Annotated in this window: 15 protein-coding genes and 1 tRNA gene; 7 read left to right on the top strand and 9 right to left on the bottom strand. The window is 70.8% G+C overall.

Features of this window, described 5'->3' with window-relative positions:
• Positions 1-42 precede the first annotated feature (42 nt).
• The gene (locus tag HEP85_RS16945) at positions 43-1440 is read left to right on the top strand and encodes an NAD(P)/FAD-dependent oxidoreductase (RefSeq protein ID WP_329288220.1); all 1398 of its coding nucleotides are present in this window, start codon (positions 43-45) and stop codon (positions 1438-1440) included.
• A 553-nt stretch (positions 1441-1993) separates the two neighbouring features.
• Positions 1994-3295 (top strand): cyclopropane-fatty-acyl-phospholipid synthase family protein, encoded by a 1302-nt coding sequence (locus tag HEP85_RS16940; RefSeq protein WP_168528488.1) that lies wholly within the window; start codon positions 1994-1996, stop codon positions 3293-3295.
• Between the two features lie 96 nt (positions 3296-3391).
• Here HEP85_RS16940 and HEP85_RS16935 read toward each other — a convergent pair whose 3' ends face one another.
• Both HEP85_RS16935 and HEP85_RS16930 read right to left on the bottom strand, forming a co-directional pair.
• The gene (locus tag HEP85_RS16935) at positions 3392-5920 is read right to left on the bottom strand and encodes an ABC transporter permease (protein WP_168528487.1); all 2529 of its coding nucleotides are present in this window, start codon (positions 5918-5920) and stop codon (positions 3392-3394) included.
• 72 nt (positions 5921-5992) lie between these two features.
• The gene (locus HEP85_RS16930) at positions 5993-6763 is read right to left on the bottom strand and encodes an ABC transporter ATP-binding protein (protein WP_168528486.1); all 771 of its coding nucleotides are present in this window, start codon (positions 6761-6763) and stop codon (positions 5993-5995) included.
• A 392-nt stretch (positions 6764-7155) separates the two neighbouring features.
• On the opposite strand from HEP85_RS16930, the gene HEP85_RS16925 reads away from it, so the two are divergent.
• The 3 genes from HEP85_RS16925 to HEP85_RS16915 all read left to right on the top strand — a co-directional run bounded on the left by HEP85_RS16925 (position 7156) and on the right by HEP85_RS16915 (position 9734).
• Positions 7156-7238: transfer RNA gene (locus tag HEP85_RS16925), tRNA-Leu, on the top strand.
• Positions 7239-7478: 240 nt separating this feature from the next.
• A complete protein-coding gene (locus tag HEP85_RS16920; RefSeq protein ID WP_168528485.1) occupies positions 7479-8654 on the top strand; it encodes a 4-hydroxybenzoate 3-monooxygenase in 1176 nt (391 codons plus the stop codon).
• Positions 8655-8852: 198 nt separating this feature from the next.
• The gene (locus tag HEP85_RS16915) at positions 8853-9734 is read left to right on the top strand and encodes a Bax inhibitor-1/YccA family protein (protein WP_168528484.1); all 882 of its coding nucleotides are present in this window, start codon (positions 8853-8855) and stop codon (positions 9732-9734) included.
• Between the two features lie 139 nt (positions 9735-9873).
• On the opposite strand, the gene HEP85_RS16910 is transcribed toward HEP85_RS16915, so the two are convergent.
• Positions 9874-10104 carry a DUF4287 domain-containing protein gene (locus HEP85_RS16910; RefSeq protein WP_168528483.1) on the bottom strand — a complete coding sequence of 77 codons (231 nt, stop codon included), beginning with the start codon at positions 10102-10104 and terminating at the stop codon, positions 9874-9876.
• A gap of 104 nt (positions 10105-10208) precedes the next feature.
• On the opposite strand from HEP85_RS16910, the gene HEP85_RS16905 reads away from it, so the two are divergent.
• Positions 10209-10520, top strand: coding sequence for a hypothetical protein (locus tag HEP85_RS16905; RefSeq protein WP_168528482.1), 312 nt, complete (start codon positions 10209-10211; stop codon positions 10518-10520).
• A 227-nt stretch (positions 10521-10747) separates the two neighbouring features.
• On the opposite strand, the gene HEP85_RS16900 is transcribed toward HEP85_RS16905, so the two are convergent.
• From HEP85_RS16900 to HEP85_RS16890, 3 genes are all read right to left on the bottom strand, one after another.
• Positions 10748-11560: a hypothetical protein gene (locus HEP85_RS16900; RefSeq protein ID WP_168528481.1), complete on the bottom strand. Its 813-nt coding sequence runs from the start codon at positions 11558-11560 to the stop codon at positions 10748-10750.
• A gap of 341 nt (positions 11561-11901) precedes the next feature.
• Complete coding sequence (locus tag HEP85_RS16895) at positions 11902-13122, bottom strand: acetyl-CoA C-acetyltransferase (protein WP_168528480.1); 1221 nt, start codon at positions 13120-13122, stop codon at positions 11902-11904.
• A 247-nt stretch (positions 13123-13369) separates the two neighbouring features.
• Entirely contained in the window at positions 13370-14395 is a 1026-nt protein-coding gene (locus tag HEP85_RS16890) for an SGNH/GDSL hydrolase family protein (protein WP_365770687.1), read from the bottom strand.
• 142 nt (positions 14396-14537) lie between these two features.
• Between HEP85_RS16890 and HEP85_RS16885 the strand changes: the two genes are divergently transcribed.
• A complete protein-coding gene (locus HEP85_RS16885) occupies positions 14538-15932 on the top strand; it encodes a cystathionine beta-synthase (protein ID WP_168528479.1) in 1395 nt (464 codons plus the stop codon).
• A gap of 449 nt (positions 15933-16381) precedes the next feature.
• Here the strand turns inward: HEP85_RS16885 and HEP85_RS16880 are convergent, their stop codons facing one another.
• From HEP85_RS16880 to HEP85_RS16870, 3 genes are all read right to left on the bottom strand, one after another.
• Positions 16382-16813 (bottom strand): hypothetical protein, encoded by a 432-nt coding sequence (locus tag HEP85_RS16880; RefSeq protein ID WP_168528478.1) that lies wholly within the window; start codon positions 16811-16813, stop codon positions 16382-16384.
• 235 nt (positions 16814-17048) lie between these two features.
• The gene (locus HEP85_RS16875) at positions 17049-17549 is read right to left on the bottom strand and encodes a cysteine dioxygenase family protein (RefSeq protein WP_168528477.1); all 501 of its coding nucleotides are present in this window, start codon (positions 17547-17549) and stop codon (positions 17049-17051) included.
• On the bottom strand, positions 17546-18439 hold the full coding sequence (locus tag HEP85_RS16870) for an amidohydrolase (RefSeq protein ID WP_168528476.1): 894 nt from the start codon (positions 18437-18439) through the stop codon (positions 17546-17548). The genes HEP85_RS16875 and HEP85_RS16870 overlap by 4 nt, the downstream gene beginning before the upstream one ends.
• Positions 18440-18591: the final 152 nt, after the last annotated feature.

The raw sequence follows: 18591 nt of genomic DNA, 5'->3' as shown, positions 1-18591 counted from the left end.
GCGCACGAGCGACCCCCAAGGGGCGGGTGGATACTCGATGGCATGAGCACCACGGAGCGTCCCAGGATCCTCGTAGTAGGCGGTGGGTACGTAGGCCTGTACGCAGCTCGGCGCATTCTCAAGAAGATGCGCTACGGAGAGGCGACCGTCACGGTCGTCGACCCCCGGTCGTACATGACCTACCAGCCCTTCCTCCCCGAAGCCGCCGCCGGCAGCATCTCGCCGCGGCATGTCGTCGTCCCACTGCGACGCGTGCTGCCCAAGGCGGAGGTTCTGACCGGTCGGGTCACCACCATCGACCAGGACCGCAAGGTAGCCACGATCGCCCCCCTCGTGGGTGAGGCGTACGAGCTGCCTTTCGACTACCTCGTCATCGCGATGGGCGCGGTCTCCCGCACCTTCCCGATTCCCGGCCTTGCCGAACAGGGCATCGGCATGAAGGGCATCGAGGAGGCCATCGGCCTGCGCAACCACGTTCTCGAGCAGTTGGACAAGGCCGACTCGACCACGGACGAGGAGGTCCGCCGCAAGGCGCTGACCTTCGTCTTCGTCGGCGGTGGCTTCGCGGGTGCGGAGACCATCGGCGAGGTCGAGGACATGGCCCGCGACGCGTCGAAGTACTACGGCAACGTGTCCCGTGAGGACATGCGCTTCGTCCTCGTCGACGCCGCGGACAAGATCCTCCCCGAGGTCGGCCCCAAGCTCGGCCAGTACGGCAAGGAGCACCTGGAGTCGCGCGGGGTCGAGATCTACCTCTCCACCTCCATGGACTCCTGCGTCGACGGCCACGTCGTGCTGAAGAACGGCCTCGAGGTCGACTCCGACACGATCGTGTGGACGGCGGGCGTCAAGCCCAACCCGGTCCTCACCCGGTTCGGTCTGCCGCTCGGCCCGCGTGGCCACGTGGACACCGGGACGACGCTGCAGGTGCAGGGCACGGACTACATCTGGGCCGCGGGCGACAACGCCCAGGTGCCGGACCTCGCCGCCCGCAAGGCCGGCGTGGAGAACGCCTGGTGCCCGCCGAACGCGCAGCACGCGCTGCGGCAGGCCAAGCTGCTCGGCGACAACGTGATCTCCGGTATGCGGGGCTTCCCGCAGAAGGACTACAGCCACTCCAACAAGGGTGCTGTCGCGGGTCTCGGCCTCCACAAGGGCGTCGCGATGATCGTCATGGGCAAGACGAAGATCAAGCTCAAGGGTCGCCTGGCGTGGTACATGCACCGTGGCTACCACGGTCTCGCCATGCCGACGTGGAACCGGAAGATCCGTGTCTTCGCGGACTGGACGCTCGCGATGTTCCTGAAGCGTGAGGTCGTCTCGCTCGGGGCCATGGAGACTCCGCGTGAGGAGTTCTACGAGGCGGCGAAGCCGGCGCCGGCCGCTGCGGCGGCGGCTCCCGCGGCCGCCAAGACCGAGGAGCGGGCCAAGGCCTCCTGACCCTCCGTCGGTCACTGTTGCAGACTGTTCAGCCCGAAGGGGCCTCCCGCCATCCGTGGTGCGGGAGGCCCCTTCGGCGTGCGCCGTAGGGGCCGGGGGTTCTCGGGACCCCGGCCCGGTCCGGAGAGCCCTGACCTCGAGCGAGGGGCGGTGTCCGGCGCGTCACCGGGGGCTGCCGCCCCCGGACCCCCGCTTCGGCCTGGACGGCCTCGTCCTCAATCGCCGGACGGGCTGAAAGGCATGCCCCCGGCCGGAACCATGAGCCCATATCCCCAGCCGGGCCGGAACGATCCGGCGCGGGCCCGCATATTCAGCCCGTCCGGCGTTTGAGGACGAGCCCTTCGGGCGATGCGGGGGTCCAGGGGGCGCAGCCCCTTGGCGGGGTCTGGGACGGAGCCCCGGGGACGGGTGTGCCTGGGACGCCGGGGGCAAAGAGCGTGGCGGCTACAGCTATTTTGCTCAGCTGTAACGCGGAAGGGGGACTGCGCAGGAGGCCGGTTGGTGTTTACGTGGTGTTGGAGCGTTCGGGAGTGTCGTCTCGGAGGTGTACGCCATGCAGGACGCCGCGCCGCGGCTGAAGAGCCTTGTCGAGCAGTTGCTGGGGTCCCCGTTGCCGGTGCGTATTCGCGCCTGGGACGGTTCGGAGGCGGGCCCGCCCGGCGCCCCCGCTCTCGTGGTGCGCAACCGGCGCGCCCTGCGCCGGCTGCTGTGGAAACCGGGCGAGGTGGGGCTCGCCCGCGCCTGGGTCTCCGGTGACCTCGCCGTGGAGGGCGACCTCTACGCCGCCCTGGACCTGGTGTCGGGGCTGATCTGGGACCGGGGCGAGGACGCACGGAGCCTCGCGGAGTCCCTGCGCGACCCCGAGGTCCGTGCCGCCGTGCGGGGACTGGTGAGGATGGCCGGGTCCCCGCTGCCGCCCGCCCCGCCCCGCGAGGAGGTGCGCAGACGCCGTCACCTGCACACCAAACGCAGCGACCGGCGCGCGATCAGCCACCACTACGACGTGGGGAACGACTTCTACGAGATCGTCCTCGGCCCCTCCATGGTCTACTCGTGCGCCTACTGGGAGGACGACGGCACCCTGGAGGGCGCGCAGCGCGACAAGCTCGAACTCATCGCGCGCAAGCTCGCCCTGAGGCCGGGTCAGCGGCTCCTCGACGTCGGCTGCGGCTGGGGCTCGATGGCCATTCACGCCGCGCGCGAGCACGGGGTGAGTGTCGTCGGGGTGACGCTCTCGCAGGAGCAGGCCGCGTACGCCCGTAAGCGGGTCGCGGACGAGGGCCTGACCGACCGGGTGGAGATCCGGGTGCAGGACTACCGGGACGTCGCCGACGGACCGTACGACGCGATCTCCTCCATCGGTATGGCCGAACACGTGGGCGCCGAGCGTTACTTGGAGTACGCGGAGGTGCTGTACCGGCTTCTCGCGCCGGGCGGGCGGCTGCTCAACCACCAGATCGGGCGGCGGCCGCAGCGCGACGAATCGACCTACTCGGTCGACGAGTTCATCGACGCGTACGTCTTCCCGGACGGCGAACTGGCCCCGGTGGGTACGACCGTGACACAGCTGGAACGGGCCGGTTTCGAGGTCCGTGACGTCGAGTCGATCCGCGAGCACTACGCCCTCACGCTGCGCCACTGGGTCGCCAACCTGGAGGCGCAGTGGCCCCGGGCGGTGCAGCTCACCAGCCCCGGCCGGGCCCGTGTCTGGCGCCTCTACATGGCGGCCTCCGCGCTCGCTTTCGAGCGCAACCGCATCGGCGTCAACCAGGTGCTGGCGGTCAGGACACCGGAGCCCTCCGGCGCTTCCGGACTGCCGCTGCGGGCGAGAACCTGGCACCCCGTCGTCCCGTAGGCCCGCGGCGGGTTCCGTGGCCGGCTCCTCGGCACCGACGGCGGAAGGGCCCCGTTCCTGCCCGGAACGGGGCCCTTCCGCGTACCGCCGCCGTGGCTACTCGGACTTGATCGCCGTCAGCATGTTCAGGCGGGCCGCCCGGCGGGCCGGCCACAGCGAGGCCAGGACGCCGACCGTGCCCGCGAGCAGCAGGAAGAGGGCCATCCTGGCCCAGGGCAGGACCAGCTCGTACGTCGCCATCCTGCTGCCGACGAGCTCGCCGGCCGCCCAGCCGAAGAACACACCCAGACCGATGCCGAGCACACCGCCGAAGAGCGAGATGACCAGGGACTCCAGGCGGACCATCCGCTTGATTCCCTTGCGGTCGAGGCCGATCGCGCGGAGCATCCCGATCTCCTGCGAGCGCTCGAAGACCGACATGGCGAGGGTGTTGATGACCCCGAGGACGGCGACGATGACCGCCATCGCGAGCAGGCCGTAGAGCATGTTCAGGAGCAGGGTGAACATCTGCGCGATGCCGTTGGAGATGTCCTTCTTGTCCTGCACCTGGATGGCCGGGTTGTCGCCGAGGGCCTTCTCCAGCCTGGTCTTGGCGGCGTCCGACGTGCCGCTCGACGTCTTGAGCATGACCTGCATGTCGGAGGCGTCGCTCTGGTGCGGCGCGAGCGTGGTGTTGTCGAGGATGATGCCGCTGATCATCTGGTTGCCCTCGTACACACCGGATACCGTGAGCCGCTTCTTCGCGCCGTCCTCGTAGGCGACCGTGAAGCCGGAACCGGCCTTCCAGTGGTGGGACTCGGCGGTGTCCTTGTCGACGACTACGCGGCTGCCACCGACCTTGAAGGCACCCTCGTCGACCTTGAGGTCGGTGAGCCGGGCGATGGACGCGCCGTTGACGCCCGTCAGGTACTCGGTCCTGCCGTCGATCCGCGAGGGCGCGTTGCGCAGGGGGCTGGTGGCGGTGACCCCGTCGAGCCCGGACAGCGTCTTGGCGACGTCGGGGGAGAGGGAGTTGCCGTTCGCCATCGAGACGACGTAGTCCGCCTTGATCGCGGAGCTGGCCATCTTGTCGATCGACTTCTGCAGGCTGCCCGCCATCACCGTCATCCCGGTGATCAGCGTGAGGCCGATCATCAGGGCGGAGGCGGTCGCGGCGGTCCGGCGCGGGTTGCGGACCGAGTTCTGGCGGGCCAGCTTGCCGGACACCCCGAAGACCCGCAGGACCGGCGCGGCCGCCGCGATCAGCGGACGGGACAGCAGCGGGGTGAGGACGAAGACGCCGATGATGAGCAGGACCGCGCCCAGGCCCATGGGCGCCTGCCCGTCCGAGCCGTTCATGGTCGTCGCGTACAGGACCACGGCGACGCCCGCGCCGGCGAACAGGGCGCCGAGCGTGTTGCGTACGACGAGGGACTTGGTGGTCGCCTGCGCGTGCACGCTGCTCATCGCGGCGACCGGCGGGATCTTCGCGGCGCGGCGGCCGGGCAGCCAGGCGGCGAGCATCGTGATGAGAACGCCGACGAGCAGGGCCGTGGCGATCGTGCCGGGCGAGATCACCAGCGGGCCGTCCGGGACGGTGGCGCCGAGGGTGCCCATGAGCGAGCGCATCCCCGCGCCGATGCCGATACCCGCGACCAGGCCCGCCACCGCCGCGACCGCGCCGACGAAGAACGCCTCGACGAGGACGGACCGGGTGACCTGCCTGCGGGAGGCGCCGACGGCGCGCAGCAGCGCCAGTTCCTTGGTGCGCTGGGCGACCAGCATGGTGAAGGTGTTGGCGATGATGAACGTACCGACGAACAGCGCGATGCCGGCGAAGACCAGCAGGCCCGTCTTCATACCGCTCATCGCCGAGGCGATCTCGGTGGCCTGGTCGTCGGCGAGCTGCCTGCCCGTGGTGGTGGAGGCGACGTCCTTGGGGACGACCTGGCCGAGGGCGCTGCGCAGGGCGGTCTGGCTGGTGCCCGGCGCGGCCTTCACGTCGATCTCGTCGAACTCGCCGGCCCGGTGGAAGAGCCGCTGGGCGGTCGCGGTGTCGAAGAGGGCGAGGCTGCCGCCGGCCGCGACGTTGCCGTCGTCGGTGGTGAAGACGCCGGCGACGGTGGGGGTGAGGACCGGGCCGTCGACCGAGAGCCGTACGGTGTCGCCGACCTTGTAGCCCGCCCGTGCGGCGGTCCTGGAGTCGAGGGCGACCTCGTTCCCGCCCCGGGGCGCGTGGCCGCTCGTCAGCGGGTACCGGGGGTCCTTGGTGCCCCAGTAGTTCCCGCCCTGCGACTGGAAGCCGTTGCCGACGAGCTTGCCGTTCTTGCCGGCGACGGCGGTGAAGCCGTTCACGACGCCGATCGTGGAACCGGCGCCGGGGACCTTGGCCGCCTTGTCGAGCAGGGCCTGGGTGAGCTTCGGGTCCTTGCCGATCGTGTCGCCGGTGTCCTTGCGGCTCTCCGGCTGGATGGCCACGTCGACCTGGCCGAAGCCCTTGGCGGAGCTCTTCTGGTACGCGTCCGAGATGGTGTTGGTGAAGACGAGGGTCCCGGACACGAACGCCACGCCGAGCATCACGGCGAGCACGGTCATCAGGAGCCTGGCCTTGTGCGCGAGCACGTTGCGCAGGGCGGTACGGAACATGGGGTTTCTCAGTCCAGGAGGGTGAGGCTGTTCAGGACGGTGCGGGGGCCCGGGGGGCGAGTTGACGGCGGGTCAGGTGGTGCGGCCCTTGGCGTCGAACTGCTTCATGCGGTCCAGGACGGAGTCCGCGGTCGGTCCGTGCACCTCGTCGACGATGCGGCCGTCGGCGAGGAAGACCACGCGGTCGGCGTAGGCGGCGGCGACCGGGTCGTGGGTGACCATGACGACGGTCTGCCCCAGTTCCCGTACCGAGTTGCGCAGGAAGCCCAGCACCTCCGCGCCCGAACGCGAGTCGAGGTTTCCGGTCGGCTCGTCGCCGAAGATGATGTCGGGCCGGGAGGCCAGCGCGCGGGCGACGGCGACGCGCTGCTGCTGACCGCCGGAGAGCTGGGAGGGGCGGTGGCCCAGGCGGTCGGCGAGGCCGATCATGGCGATGACCTTGTCCAGCCACTCCCGGTCCGGCTTGCGGCCGGCGATGTCCATCGGGAGGGTGATGTTCTCCAGGGCCGTCAGCGTGGGCAGCAGGTTGAACGCCTGGAAGATGAAGCCGATCTTGTCCCGGCGCAACTTCGTGAGCTGCTTGTCCTTGAGGGAACCCAGCTCGGTCTCCCCGATGCGCACGGAGCCGGAGGAGAAGGAGTCGAGGCCCGCCACGCAGTGCATCAGCGTGGACTTGCCCGAGCCCGAGGGACCCATGATCGCGGTGAACTCGGCCTGGCGGAAGTCGACGGAGACCCGGTCGAGGGCGACCACCTGGGTCTCGCCCTGTCCGTAGACCTTCGACAGTTCCGTGGCGCGGGCGGCCACCGTGGTGGTCCGGTCGGCAAGGGGCGTGGTGGTCACGGGAGGGTGCTCCTGTCGGGACGACGGCGTTATTGGGGGACGTGTCCCATCGTCCCGGCCGTTCGGCGCCATGGAGTCAGCCGCTGTTCCGGTTCCTGGGGCAGCCTCCGGTCGGACCGCGAGCGCCGGAGTCATACCTGGGGATGAGGGTGTTCCCTGACCCCCGTCCGGGTACGGCCGCGTGAGGTGCGTCCGTTCGGACGGTGAAATTCCGTCATTCCGTATACGCGTCTCCGCACCGCCCGGAAGGCTATTGGCAAGTGCTGATGGCCCGTACCGGGGGCTGATGCACCCTCAGACGTCAATAAAATAAGACAACATCGGTTCGCCCGGCCGCTGTTCGAGGAGCGAGCCCCGATAGGCTCGGAATCTCGACGCGGAGCCCATGGCCTGCCCGGATGGTGGAATGCAGACACGGCGAGCTTAAACCTCGCTGCCCCTCGCGGGCGTACCGGTTCAAGTCCGGTTCCGGGCACCTCCGACCTCTCGCGTTCCCTCCCGACCCGTCCTCCCCGGGCGCATCCCGCCGGCGGAGTTCGCCGCGATCCGTTGACAGCCGGCGCGTGCCGCCGGAGACTCACGTGCGATAGGGGTGAACGAAGTTTCACCAGGCGAACGGACGTCACGTGAGCGGGTGTCGGGCGAACCGACGCCAGGTGAACCGACGCCAGGCGAACGGACGAACAGGCGCAGGGACCGCGAAGGGGCGTGCCGGATGCGTACCACCGTCGGGATCATCGGAGCCGGGCCGGCCGGACTGCTGCTGGCGCGGCTGCTGCGCAACGCGGGGATCGACTCCGTGGTACTGGAGAGCCGCGACCGGGCGTACGTGGAGCGGCGGCAGCGCGCCGGGATCCTGGAGCAGGGGACCGCCGACGTCCTGCGGGCCGCCGGGGCCGGGGAACGGATGGACCGGGAGGGGCTGCGGCACGACGGGATCGAGCTGCGCTTCGAGCGGGAGCGGCACCGGGTCGACTTCCCGGCCCGCACCGGAGGCAGCTCCGTGCTGGTGTACGCCCAGACGGAGGTCTGCAAGGACCTGATCGCGCTCCAGCTCAAGGAGGGGGGCCCGCTGCTCTTCGGGGCCGAGGCGCTGGCGGTCGAGGGGGCGCTGACCGACCGGCCGCGGATCCGCTTCCGGCACGAGGGCCATGAGGACGTGCTCGACTGCGACTACGTCGTCGGCTGCGACGGGTTCCGGGGCGTGGCCCGCAAGGCGGTGCCCGCCGGGCTCTCCCACGTGTTCGAACGGACGTACCCCTTCGGCTGGCTCGGGATACTCGCCGATGTGGCGCCCTCCCACGACGAACTGGTCTACGCCCGCCACGACCGCGGCTTCGCCCTGCTCAGCATGCGCTCACCGGCCGTCTCCCGGCTCTACCTCCAGGTACCGGAGGGCACCGAGGCGGGGGAGTGGGCGGACGAGGAGATCTGGGACGAGCTGGAGCGGCGCTTCGAGACCGGTGACGCCTGGCGGCTGGAGCGCGGGCCGGTCACCTCGAAGTCCGTCACCCCCATGCGCAGCTACGTCCACGAGCCCATGCGGTACGGGCGGCTCTTCCTCGCCGGGGACGCCGCCCACATCGTCCCGCCGACCGGAGCCAAGGGACTCAACCTCGCCGTCGGCGACGTCGTGACGTTCGCCCGCGCCCTGACGCACCTCGGTGACACCGGTTCGGCCGAGCGCCTGGACGCCTATTCCGAGACCTGTCTGCGCCGTGTCTGGCAGGCCGAGCGGTTCTCGTACGACATGACGACCCTGCTTCACCGCGCCCCCGGCGCGACCGCCTTCGACGACCGGATCCAGCTCGCCCGGCTGCGCCGGGTGGCCACCTCACGGGCTGCGGAGGCGGATCTGGCGGAGGGATACACCGGGTTTCCGCTGGAGTGAGAGGACCGGAGCCGAGGGGCCGGCCGGGGCGCCGCGACCGGGAGCTGTCACGGCTTGGTACCAGTGCTCGCAGGCCAGGGAACACACGCGTACCTTGGCAGCACGAGGGAAAGATCCTCCCCAAGCAGTAGGGTCGATCCTTTGCCTACCTATTACCCTTGAGGCCAAGGCCGCGCAGGGTGGCCATGGAGGAGTGAAATGAGGAGCAGCAACCCGGTCTTCTCGCGACGGGGGTTCAGCCGCGACAACGGCTACGCGGGATTCAACGCGGCGCCGCAGGCCGGGGGACCCGCTGTCGGCACGCAGGCCAACCCGTACGCCCAACAGGGCGGCAACCCCTACGCGCAGAACCCCTACGCACAGCAGGGCCAGCAGTACGGCGCCCCGCCGCAGGCCCCGGCCACCACCGGCCGGATGACGATGGACGACGTCGTCATGCGCTCCGCCATGACGCTCGGCACGGTCACCGTCGGCGCCATCCTGGCGTGGGCACTCCTGCCCGTCTCGTCCACCAGCTACGGCCTCGCCATCGGCTCCGCCCTCGTGGCGTTCGTCCTGGCGATGGTGCAGTCCTTCAAGCGCAAGGCCACGCCCGCGCTGATCCTCGGTTACGCCGCCTTCGAGGGCGTCTTCCTCGGGGTCATCAGCGAGATGTACAACGAGCGGTGGAGCGGCGCCCCCTTCCAGGCGGTCCTGGGCACCATGGCGGTGGCCGGCGCGACCCTGCTCGTCTACAAGGCGGGCTGGATCCGCGTGACCGCGCGGTACGCACGCATCGGTATGGCCATCGCCATCGCCTTCGTGGTCGTCATGGCGGTCAACCTGCTGCTCGTCGCCTTCGGTGTGGCGGGGGACGGCGGACTGCGCAGCATGGGTCCGCTGGGCGCGATCGTCGGCATCCTGGCGATCCTGATCGGCGCGTTCTTCCTGACCCTCGACTTCAAGCAGATCGAGGACGGCATCGCGTACGGCGCGCCGCGCGAGGAGGCCTGGCTGGCCGCGTTCGGCCTGACCATGACCCTCGTGTGGATCTACGTCGAGATGCTGCGGCTGGTCGCCATCTTCAGCAGCAACGACTAGCGACACGGACCGTATCGTCGGCGACGGCCGGCGGCAGGCGTCCGAAGGGCCCGCGAACCACCGGTTCGCGGGCCCTTCGCTGTGCGCGGATGCCTGTCGGGACGTCTGTGGGACACCTGGTGGTGCCGGTGGTGCGCGCTCAGAGCAGTTTGCGCGCGGCCCTCCTCAGGTCGTACTCGTGAATGATCGCCTTGGCGTGGCCGTACGCGAGGTCGTGCTCGGCGCGGAGCCAGCTGACCTTCTCCTCGAAGCGGAAGAGAGCGGGGCCTTCGTCGACGGCGCGCAGCCAGTCGGAGATCTCACGACCGGTGCAGTGGGGGATGCGGGCGAGCAGATTGCGGTGGGTCTCTTGCGAGAACACTTGGGACATCGGCGCCTCCGGACGCAAAGGGGATGTAAGCCGGTCCTTCACGCCACGGTGCCTGAGGGTTGGGTTGTTGGCAACAGTCCCGTCGCGGCGCGTAGTCTCGCGGCGTGCTTGATACGACGTCGCTGACCCGAGCCGTGGACCACTTCGCCGACCGGTTGCGGGCAGCCCCGCAGAGCCGGCTGCAGCGGGGGGCGGCTGCCGAGGCACTGGGTCTGGCCAGGGAGTTGGCACTGCGTGCCCAGCGTGTGGAGGACCCGTCGGGGGAGCCCCGGGAGATGCCCGAGGCGGGGATGTTCGCCGCCGCCGACCAAATCACGGTCGCGGCGCACGATTTGGCGCTCGTACTGAGGGACGAGGCGGAAGTCGCGGAGGCGGTGGCGCTGGTGGAGGAGGCCCAGAAGCGGGCCGGGGTCTGACCCGCCCGGGGCTGCCACGGGTCTGAAGGTGAGGGCGGCGGCTGTCGCGGCGCTGACCTGTACGGGCGGCTGCCGCGGGTCCGACCCCAGCGGGGAGAGAGTCCGACCTGTGCGGGCGGGACGTGGGTGTTGCGGTGGTGGGCGGCGCGTCGCCCGGTGCGCATGCGGTGCTGGTGCGCGGGCGCGCGCCCCTTTTTCCGGGGCGCTCGCCGCGAGACGGGGGCGCGCTACAGCGACGCTATGACGCGGTCCGCCAGGATGTAGACGTTCTCCTCGCCGCACGCGAACGTCAGGGCGTACGCGCCGGAGACGCCCGAGCCGCCCAGCAGGACCGGGGTCTCGCCCGCGCGCAGCGCCGCGGCCAGCCGCTCCGCGGTCTCGCGGTGGCCCGGGGTCATGCACAGCGTCGTCCCGTCCGCGAAGACGTAGACGTCGAGGGTGCCGAGCGGGCCGGGGCGGACGTCCGCCAGCTCGGTACGGGACTCGGCGAGCTCCTCCAGGCAGGCCACCGTGCGTTCGTGGTCGTTCGCGACGGGCGACTGGACCGGCACGAAGTCCGGGTGGGAGGGGTGACGGCGGCGGGCGGCGGCCAGTTCGGGGGAGTCCCCGACGGTGCCTCCCTGCACGAAGTCCTTGGGTGAGAACTCCTCGGCGTCCAGGTCGGGCTCGGTGACCGTCTCCAGGTACTCCAGCCCCGCGAAGTCCGAAGGGCGCGCCGTGAACAGTTCGCTGTCGGTCAGGCCGAGCAGCGAGGGCGCGTCCGAGGCGTCACGCGCCTCCTGGGCGGCCCAGAAGGCACGGGCCTCGGCGAGTTCCCGCTCCCGCTCCTCGGCGAGCGCCTCGGTCACCGCGGCGCGTATCTCGTCGGTGTCCGCGGCCGAGCGGGCTGCGGGCACGAGACCGCGCGCGGCGCCGGCGCGGTTCTCGGCGAGTTCGTTGCGCAGAGCTGCGACCTGCCCGCGCAGACCCAGCAGGGTGCGCAGAACGGCGACGCCCACGGCCGCGGTCGCGGCGGTGGTGAGCAGCAAAGCAATCGGCATGGCGCTCACTGACGTACTCCCGGTTCAAAGTCGACCCCCGACTTCCTACATCAGCTTGAAGGGCGGACCATCGAGCTGTCAGTGCGTAACGTCACGAATAGGACAAGGCTTTGGGCCTCGGGTTTGCCTGCGTAGCGGCGCTGACCTGCGTAAATCCCTCTCCAGGGGGAGATAGGTCACATCTTGGGGGGGATTGGATCACAAATCGGCCCGGAGTCCCGGTGGCAACCGGGATCCGGGCCGATTCGTCACGCTGGGTCCAGCCGCGGTCACCCGTAAGGAGGGTGCGCGATCCCGTCGTGGATGATCGTGGATCAGCTTGATCAGCTTGATCAGCTTGATCAGCTGAGGCGCTCTATGACCATCGCCATGCCCTGGCCGCCGCCGACGCACATCGTCTCCAGGCCGAACTGCTTGTCGTGGAACTGGAGGGAGTTGATGAGCGTGCCGGTGATGCGGGCGCCGGTCATGCCGAAGGGGTGGCCGACGGCGATGGCGCCACCGTTCACGTTCAGCTTGTCCAGCGGGATGTCCAGGTCGCGGTAGGAGGGGATCACCTGGGCGGCGAAGGCCTCGTTGATCTCGAACAGGTCGATGTCGTCGACGGTGAGGCCGGCGCGCTGGAGCGCCTGCTTGCTCGCCTCGACCGGGCCGAGGCCCATGATCTCGGGTGAGAGGCCGGTGACGCCGGTGGACACGATCCGGGCGAGCGGGGTGAGGCCGAGCTCGCGGGCCTTCGTGTCGGACATGATCACGAGGGCGGCGGCACCGTCGTTGAGGGGGCAGCAGTTTCCGGCGGTGACGAGTCCGTCCGGGCGGAAGACGGGCTTGAGGCCCTGCACGCCCTCCAGGGTGACGCCGGCGCGCGGGCCGTCGTCCTTGCTGACGACCGTGCCGTCGGGGGTCGTGATCGGGGTGATCTCGCGCTCCCAGAAGCCGTTCTTGATGGCTTCCTCGGCGAGGTTCTGCGAGCGGACGCCGAACTCGTCCATGTCCTGGCGGGTGACGCCCTTGATCCGGGCCAGGTTCTCGGCGGTCTGGCCCATCGCGATGTACGCGTCCGGGACGAGGCCGTCCTCGCGCGGGTCGTGCCAGGTCGAGCCCTCGGACTTGGCGACGGCGTCGGTGCGGGCCTCGGCCTCCGCGAAGAAGGGGTTGCGCGTGTCGGGCAGGGAGTCGGAGTTGCCCTTGGTGAAGCGGGAGACCAGCTCCACGCCCGCCGAGATGAAGACGTCGCCCTCGCCGGCCTTGATGGCGTGCAGGGCCATGCGGCTGGTCTGGAGGGACGAGGAGCAGTAACGGGTGATCGTGCAGCCCGGGAGGTGGTCCATGCCCATCTGTACGGCGACGATGCGGCCGAGGTTGTTGCCCTGCTCGCCGCCGGGGAGGCCGCAGCCGAGCATCAGGTCCTCGATGTCCCTGGGGTCCAGCTCGGGGACCTTGGCGAGGGCGGCCTGGATGATCGTGGCGGTCAGGTCGTCGGGGCGGACGTCCTTCAGGGAGCCCTTGAAGGCGCGGCCGATCGGGGAGCGGGCGGCTGAGACGATCACGGCTTCGGGCATCACGGCTCCATGGGCACGAGGGGTGGACGGGCGGGACTGCTTGGGAAGTTACCCGTCCGTACCGTCCAGGTCACCGCTCAGGTCGTGTGACTCCGGACGCACTTTTCTAAGCGCTTGCTTTTTTTGGCCTCCGTATCGCCCGAAGGGCTCGTCCTCAAACGCCGGACGGGCTGGAGGTGCGGGCCCGCGCCTCCAGGGGCGCGGGGAACTGCGCGACCAGCCCCCGCCGGCCCGCACCCGAAGAACCCTAGGGGGACGCTGTCGGCGTGGGCGCAGGGTCCGTGGCGGGGACGCGCCGGCGCCGGCGGCGTTTGAGGAGAGCCCAGGGCCCGCGCGGCCCCGTCGGCATGGCCGCCGTGACCTCCGTACCGGCCTCGGACGCCGCCTCCGCGGCCGCCCGTGCCACCGGCAGGAACCCCTCGCGGCGGGAGACGTCGGGCCGCTCCTCCTCGGCCGGCCACAGACCGAGCGCCGCGCACACCGTGGGCAGCACCGCCATCGCCGCCGTCGCGTACCCCTCGGCGGAGGGGTGGTAGTTGTCGGGACCGAAGAGCTCGCGCGGGTTCGCCTCGAACTCGGGGCCCAGCAGGTCACCCAGTGACACCGTCCGCCCGCCCTGCTCTACCGTCCCGATGGTCTGCGCGGCGGCGAGCTGTCGGGAGGCCCGCCGTGCCAGCCACCGCAGCGGCTGCTGGACCTGCTCGACCGTGCCCAGGTCGGGACAGGTGCCGACCACGACCTCGGCACCGGCGGTGCGCAGCCGGCGTACCGCCGCGGACAGGTGACGGACCGATCGCGTCGGCGGCATCCGGTGGGTGACGTCGTTCGCGCCGATCATGATCACGCAGATGTCGGGCACCCGCGCGGTGTCCGCGAGGGCGAGCGCCACCTGCCGGTCGAGGTCGTCGGACTGGGCGCCCGGGAGCGCGACATTGCAGAGTTCGACCGGGCGTTCGGCGACCGCCGCGAGCCCGGAGGCCAGCAGCGCGCCGGGTGTCTGGCGGGGCCGGTGCACCCCCTGCCCCGCCGCGGTGGAGTCACCGAGCATCGCGAGCCGCAGCGGCGGCCCGTCCTGCGTCGCGTACGCGTACCCGTACAGACCGTTCGCGCGGGGTGCCTGACCGTGTCCGTTGCCCACATGGCGCTTCGCCAGCTGCACCTCGGCCAGTACGACACCGATCGCGGCGGCGCCCACCAGACCGATCCCGCCGCCGCCGTACGCCGCGCCCGCCGCGATCCGCCGTGCCACCCTCGCCCTCGACAAACTCGTCATGCGTCGCCGCCACCTCCTCGTAGCCGTACAACCACTGCTTGCCCCGTGGAACGGGTCGGCCAATCTCAACGACACGTGAACGCCCACGTGGGGCCTTAGGCTGACGGGACCATCCCTTTAGAACGCAGCTCCGGAGACAACGGTGCAATTCCACGACTCGATGATCAGTCTCGTCGGCAACACCCCGCTGGTGAGGCTCAACAACGTGACCGCGGGCATCCAGGCGACCGTCCTGGCGAAGGTTGAGTACTTCAACCCGGGCGGGTCCGTCAAGGACCGCATCGCCCTGCGCATGATCGAGGCCGCGGAGGAGAGCGGCGCCCTCAAGCCCGGCGGCACCATCGTCGAGCCGACCAGCGGAAACACCGGGGTCGGCCTGGCGATCGTGGCCCAGCAGAAGGGCTACAAGTGCATCTTCGTCTGCCCGGACAAGGTCTCCACCGACAAGATCAACGTGCTGCGGGCGTACGGCGCGGAGGTCGTCGTCTGCCCGACGGCCGTCGACCCGGAGCACCCGGATTCGTACTACAACGTGTCCGACCGGCTCGTCCGTGAGACACCCGGCGCCTGGAAGCCGGACCAGTACTCCAACCCGCACAACCCCCTCTCGCACTATCACTCCACCGGCCCCGAGCTGTGGGAGCAGACGGAGGGGCGGATCACCCATTTCGTCACCGGCGTGGGCACCGGTGGGACGATCTCCGGGACCGGGCGGTACCTGAAGGACGCGAGCGACGGCAAGGTGCAGGTCGTCGGCGCCGACCCCGAGGGTTCCGTGTACTCCGGCGGGTCCGGGCGGCCGTACCTGGTCGAGGGCGTCGGTGAGGACTTCTGGCCGACGGCGTACGACCGGACGGTCGCGGACGAGATCGTCGCCGTGTCCGACAAGGACTCCTTCCAGATGACGCGGCGGCTCGCGAAGGAGGAAGGTCTCCTCGTGGGCGGGTCCTGCGGCATGGCCGTGGTGGCGGCGCTGCGCGTGGCCGAGCGGCTCGGACCCGACGACGTCGTGGTCGTCCTGCTGCCCGACAGCGGGCGCGGCTACCTCAGCAAGATCTTCAACGACGAGTGGATGGCGGACTACGGGTTCCTGGAGGACACGGGCCCGAGCGCGCGGGTCTGCGACGTCCTGAGCGACAAGGCGGGCGGCTCCATCCCCTCGCTCGTCCACATGCACCCGGACGAGACGGTCGGCGAGGCCATCGAGGTGCTGCGCGAGTACGGCGTCTCGCAGATGCCGATCGTCAAGCCCGGCGCCGGTCACCCGGACGTGATGGCCGCCGAGGTCGTCGGGTCCGTGGTCGAACGCGAACTGCTCGACGCGCTGTTCACCCAGCGGGCCTCGCTGCAGGACCCCTTGGAGAAGCACATGTCGGCGCCTCTGCCGCAGGTCGGCTCCGGGGAGCCGGTCGGTGACCTGATGTCCGTGCTCGGCACCGCCGACGCCGCCATCGTGCTGGTCGAGGGCAAGCCCACCGGCGTCGTCAGCCGCCAGGACCTGCTGTCCTTCCTCGCCAAGGGCGGCACCCGACAGTAGATATCCGCAGGTGGGTGGGCGGAAATCTCCGGAAGTTCCCCTCCTGGGCGGATCTTCCGGTCGCCCGGCGAGGAACTTCGCGGAAGTGGTACGAGCGTGTCACGTCCGCGCAGCACCCGCTTAACACACGTCCGGCACATTGGTGGATGTCGGCAGGGCGGGAGCGGCTCCCCGCCCCGGCCGGCACCAAAACGGCGCCAAGGACCTCCGGAGCGGCTCCCGGACCTCCATGGACGCCAAGGACGCGCAAGCCCGGCCCTGACCCGGCCCGCGTCCCTCGCGGGGACCGCCGTCGTCCCGCCCCCCGGCAACGGGGGTGCGGCGGTCCCCGCGCAACACGTCGGAAGGGCCCGGCACCCCCGAGGGTGCCGGGCCCTTCCGTTTCCTCTTCCTCGCCGTTCCCCGTGGCGCCGTGGCCCCGTTCCCCGTGACCGTCGTCCCGCGTCCGGTCAGTCCTCCCAGTCCGACTTCTCCCGGTGACGGCGGCCGAAGAGGCCCGGGGAGACACGCGCGGCCTGTACCGCGTTCACCCCCACGATGCCGACCCAGGCGACGAGCAGTCCGGGCAGGTGCGCGATCCCGCCGCCGATCGCGGACAGCGGGACCGCCAGGACCAGCGAGACGATGCCGAAGCCGAAGCGTTCCCCCCATGAATCGGTTCCCTGGGGTGAGCGCGCGCCCCGGGCCACCACCATCTGCTGCTCGGCGAGCTGTCGCCGCACCCTTCGGTCGACCGCCCCGTCGAGTCGCTGCTCGACCTTCTCCAGGAAGGAGTCGACGAGCGCGGATTCGTACTCGTCGCCCAACTCCCTGCGCGCGTGCAGAGTGGCGTCGAGTTCCTTCTTCAGTTCGGCGTCGCCGCCCGCTTCCCTACCGGTCATGGTGTCCACGGTAGGGAGCGGAAGCCCCTGAGACACTGGGGTTAGCCCCCCTCTTGAGGAGGGGCCCCACCCCCGTGGGCGAGAACCCCGGGGGCTCCGGCGATGCCGGTGGGAGGCGTTCAGGGCGGGAGGCCGACCAGACCCGTGTCGAGGCCCGGACGGTGTGGTCGGCCCGGTCGCCGGTCGGTACCGGCTCTTGATCGGTGAACCGGTTCGCGGTGAACCGGTTCCGGGTTCACGCGGCCGGAAGGTCCAGTGGGCGCAGCTCGTCCGCGTACGAGACGGAGATCCGGCGCATCAGGCCGTCCTCGGTGATGTCGTACTGGCCCAGCCGCCACAGCGGCGGCGAGTACGCGTGCAGCGAGACCGCGTCGTCGGTGGCGCCGGTGAGACGGTGGATGTGCTCGGGGCCGAAGCAGAAGGACTCGCCGGCGCCGACGGTGACGGACAGATGGCTGCCGCCTATGCGCGGGTTGGACTCGTTCAGCGCGCCCTGGACGACGGCGACGGCGCCGGAGGAGAGATCGTGGTCGTGCCAGCCGGTGTCGTTCTGCCGGGTCCAGCACAGCAGCCAGACGTCGACGTACTCGTCGCGGTACAGCGAGGCGTAGTGCCGCTCCTCGTCGGAGAACGCGACCTCTTCGCGCCAGCGGTCGGGGCGGGCGGCGAGATCGTCGACGAGGGCCTGGAGTTCGCGCTTGTCGAGCGTGCGGTCCGGCAGGGCCTGGTACGTCATGGGGTGGCTCCCTTCAGCAGTCGGTCGGGGTTGGCGGTGCGCAGGGCGTGGACGGCGGCGTCCGCGCCGAGGTCGGGGACGACGGGGGTCGCGTAGGGGCGGTCGCTGCCGCTGACGACCACGTCGATGCCGACGGCCCGGACGAGCGCGTCCACCGCACGGGTTCCGTAGGAGGAGGTCTCGTAGAAGACGTCGAAGTCGATCTCGCCGCGCCCTCCGCCGCGGGCCGCGAGCCGCTCACCGTGCAGTGGGGCCAGCCCGGCCAGGGCGGCGAAGCAGACGCGCAGCCGAGGGTGGCGGGCACGGCCGAAGGCGCGGAAGGCGAACCAGGACGCGTGCATCTGGTGGAGGTAGGGCACCAGCGCCGGCCACCAGGGCGGGGCGTGCGGGGTCGGTGGCGCCGCGCCCGGGTGCACGAACAGCGGTTTGTCCTCGTGGACCAGGACGTCGAGGAGCGGTGCGTGGCGCTCCCAGCCGGCCGCGTCCAGCAGTGCGGTGGCGGGGAGTTGGAGGCCCGCGCAGCCGCGACGGAGCTCCCGTTCGACCGCCTCGGGCTCCGGTGCGGACAGGCAGGGGGAGGCCCAGACACCGAAGGGCGCGGGCAGGGCGAGCGCGCCGTCGTGGAAGGCGGCGAGCAGGGGTGCGGCGTCCGCGGGCGGCAGGAACTCGATGCCGAGGGGGCTGGACAGCGAGACCAGGGCCAGACCGAGGCCGTCGGCGTGGGCGAGCGCGGTGCGGGCGGCGAGGTCGTGGTCGGCCGGGTCGACCTCGTACGGCGGCTCGCCCGTCAGATGCAGGGTCCAGCCGTCGAGGCGCGGTGGCGCGGTACGGGCGCGCAGCAGCTCGATGAACGCGGGCGGCCATAGGTGCTGGTGGACGTCGGTGGGCACGCGGCGGTCCTTGGAAGGAGTCCTCGGGGAGGGGCGGGGTGTCAGGAGGGGTCCGGGAGGGTGGGTCCGGATCAGGTTAACCGCTTCACTTATGCGCTTAACTTAAGCGGTTAACCAGGTGTCGTGTCAAGCATGCGCCCGTAGTCCGGACC

This window comes from Streptomyces sp. RPA4-2 (genome assembly GCF_012273515.2).
In the GTDB taxonomy this organism is placed as follows: domain Bacteria; phylum Actinomycetota; class Actinomycetes; order Streptomycetales; family Streptomycetaceae; genus Streptomyces; species Streptomyces kaempferi.
This window is presented reverse-complemented; position numbering and strand designations above follow the sequence as displayed.

Coding starts and splice junctions, on each gene's coding strand:
- HEP85_RS16900 (WP_168528481.1), bottom strand. CDS start 11,560: ATGCCGATTGCTTTGCTGCTCACCACCGCCGCGACCGCGGCCGTGGGC.
- HEP85_RS16915 (WP_168528484.1), top strand. CDS start 8,853: ATGAGGAGCAGCAACCCGGTCTTCTCGCGACGGGGGTTCAGCCGCGAC.
- HEP85_RS16920 (WP_168528485.1), top strand. CDS start 7,479: ATGCGTACCACCGTCGGGATCATCGGAGCCGGGCCGGCCGGACTGCTG.
- HEP85_RS16880 (WP_168528478.1), bottom strand. CDS start 16,813: ATGACCGGTAGGGAAGCGGGCGGCGACGCCGAACTGAAGAAGGAACTC.
- HEP85_RS16935 (WP_168528487.1), bottom strand. CDS start 5,920: ATGTTCCGTACCGCCCTGCGCAACGTGCTCGCGCACAAGGCCAGGCTC.
- HEP85_RS16945 (WP_329288220.1), top strand. CDS start 43: ATGAGCACCACGGAGCGTCCCAGGATCCTCGTAGTAGGCGGTGGGTAC.
- HEP85_RS16890 (WP_365770687.1), bottom strand. CDS start 14,395: ATGACGAGTTTGTCGAGGGCGAGGGTGGCACGGCGGATCGCGGCGGGC.
- HEP85_RS16940 (WP_168528488.1), top strand. CDS start 1,994: ATGCAGGACGCCGCGCCGCGGCTGAAGAGCCTTGTCGAGCAGTTGCTG.
- HEP85_RS16895 (WP_168528480.1), bottom strand. CDS start 13,122: ATGCCCGAAGCCGTGATCGTCTCAGCCGCCCGCTCCCCGATCGGCCGC.
- HEP85_RS16875 (WP_168528477.1), bottom strand. CDS start 17,549: ATGACGTACCAGGCCCTGCCGGACCGCACGCTCGACAAGCGCGAACTC.
- HEP85_RS16910 (WP_168528483.1), bottom strand. CDS start 10,104: ATGTCCCAAGTGTTCTCGCAAGAGACCCACCGCAATCTGCTCGCCCGC.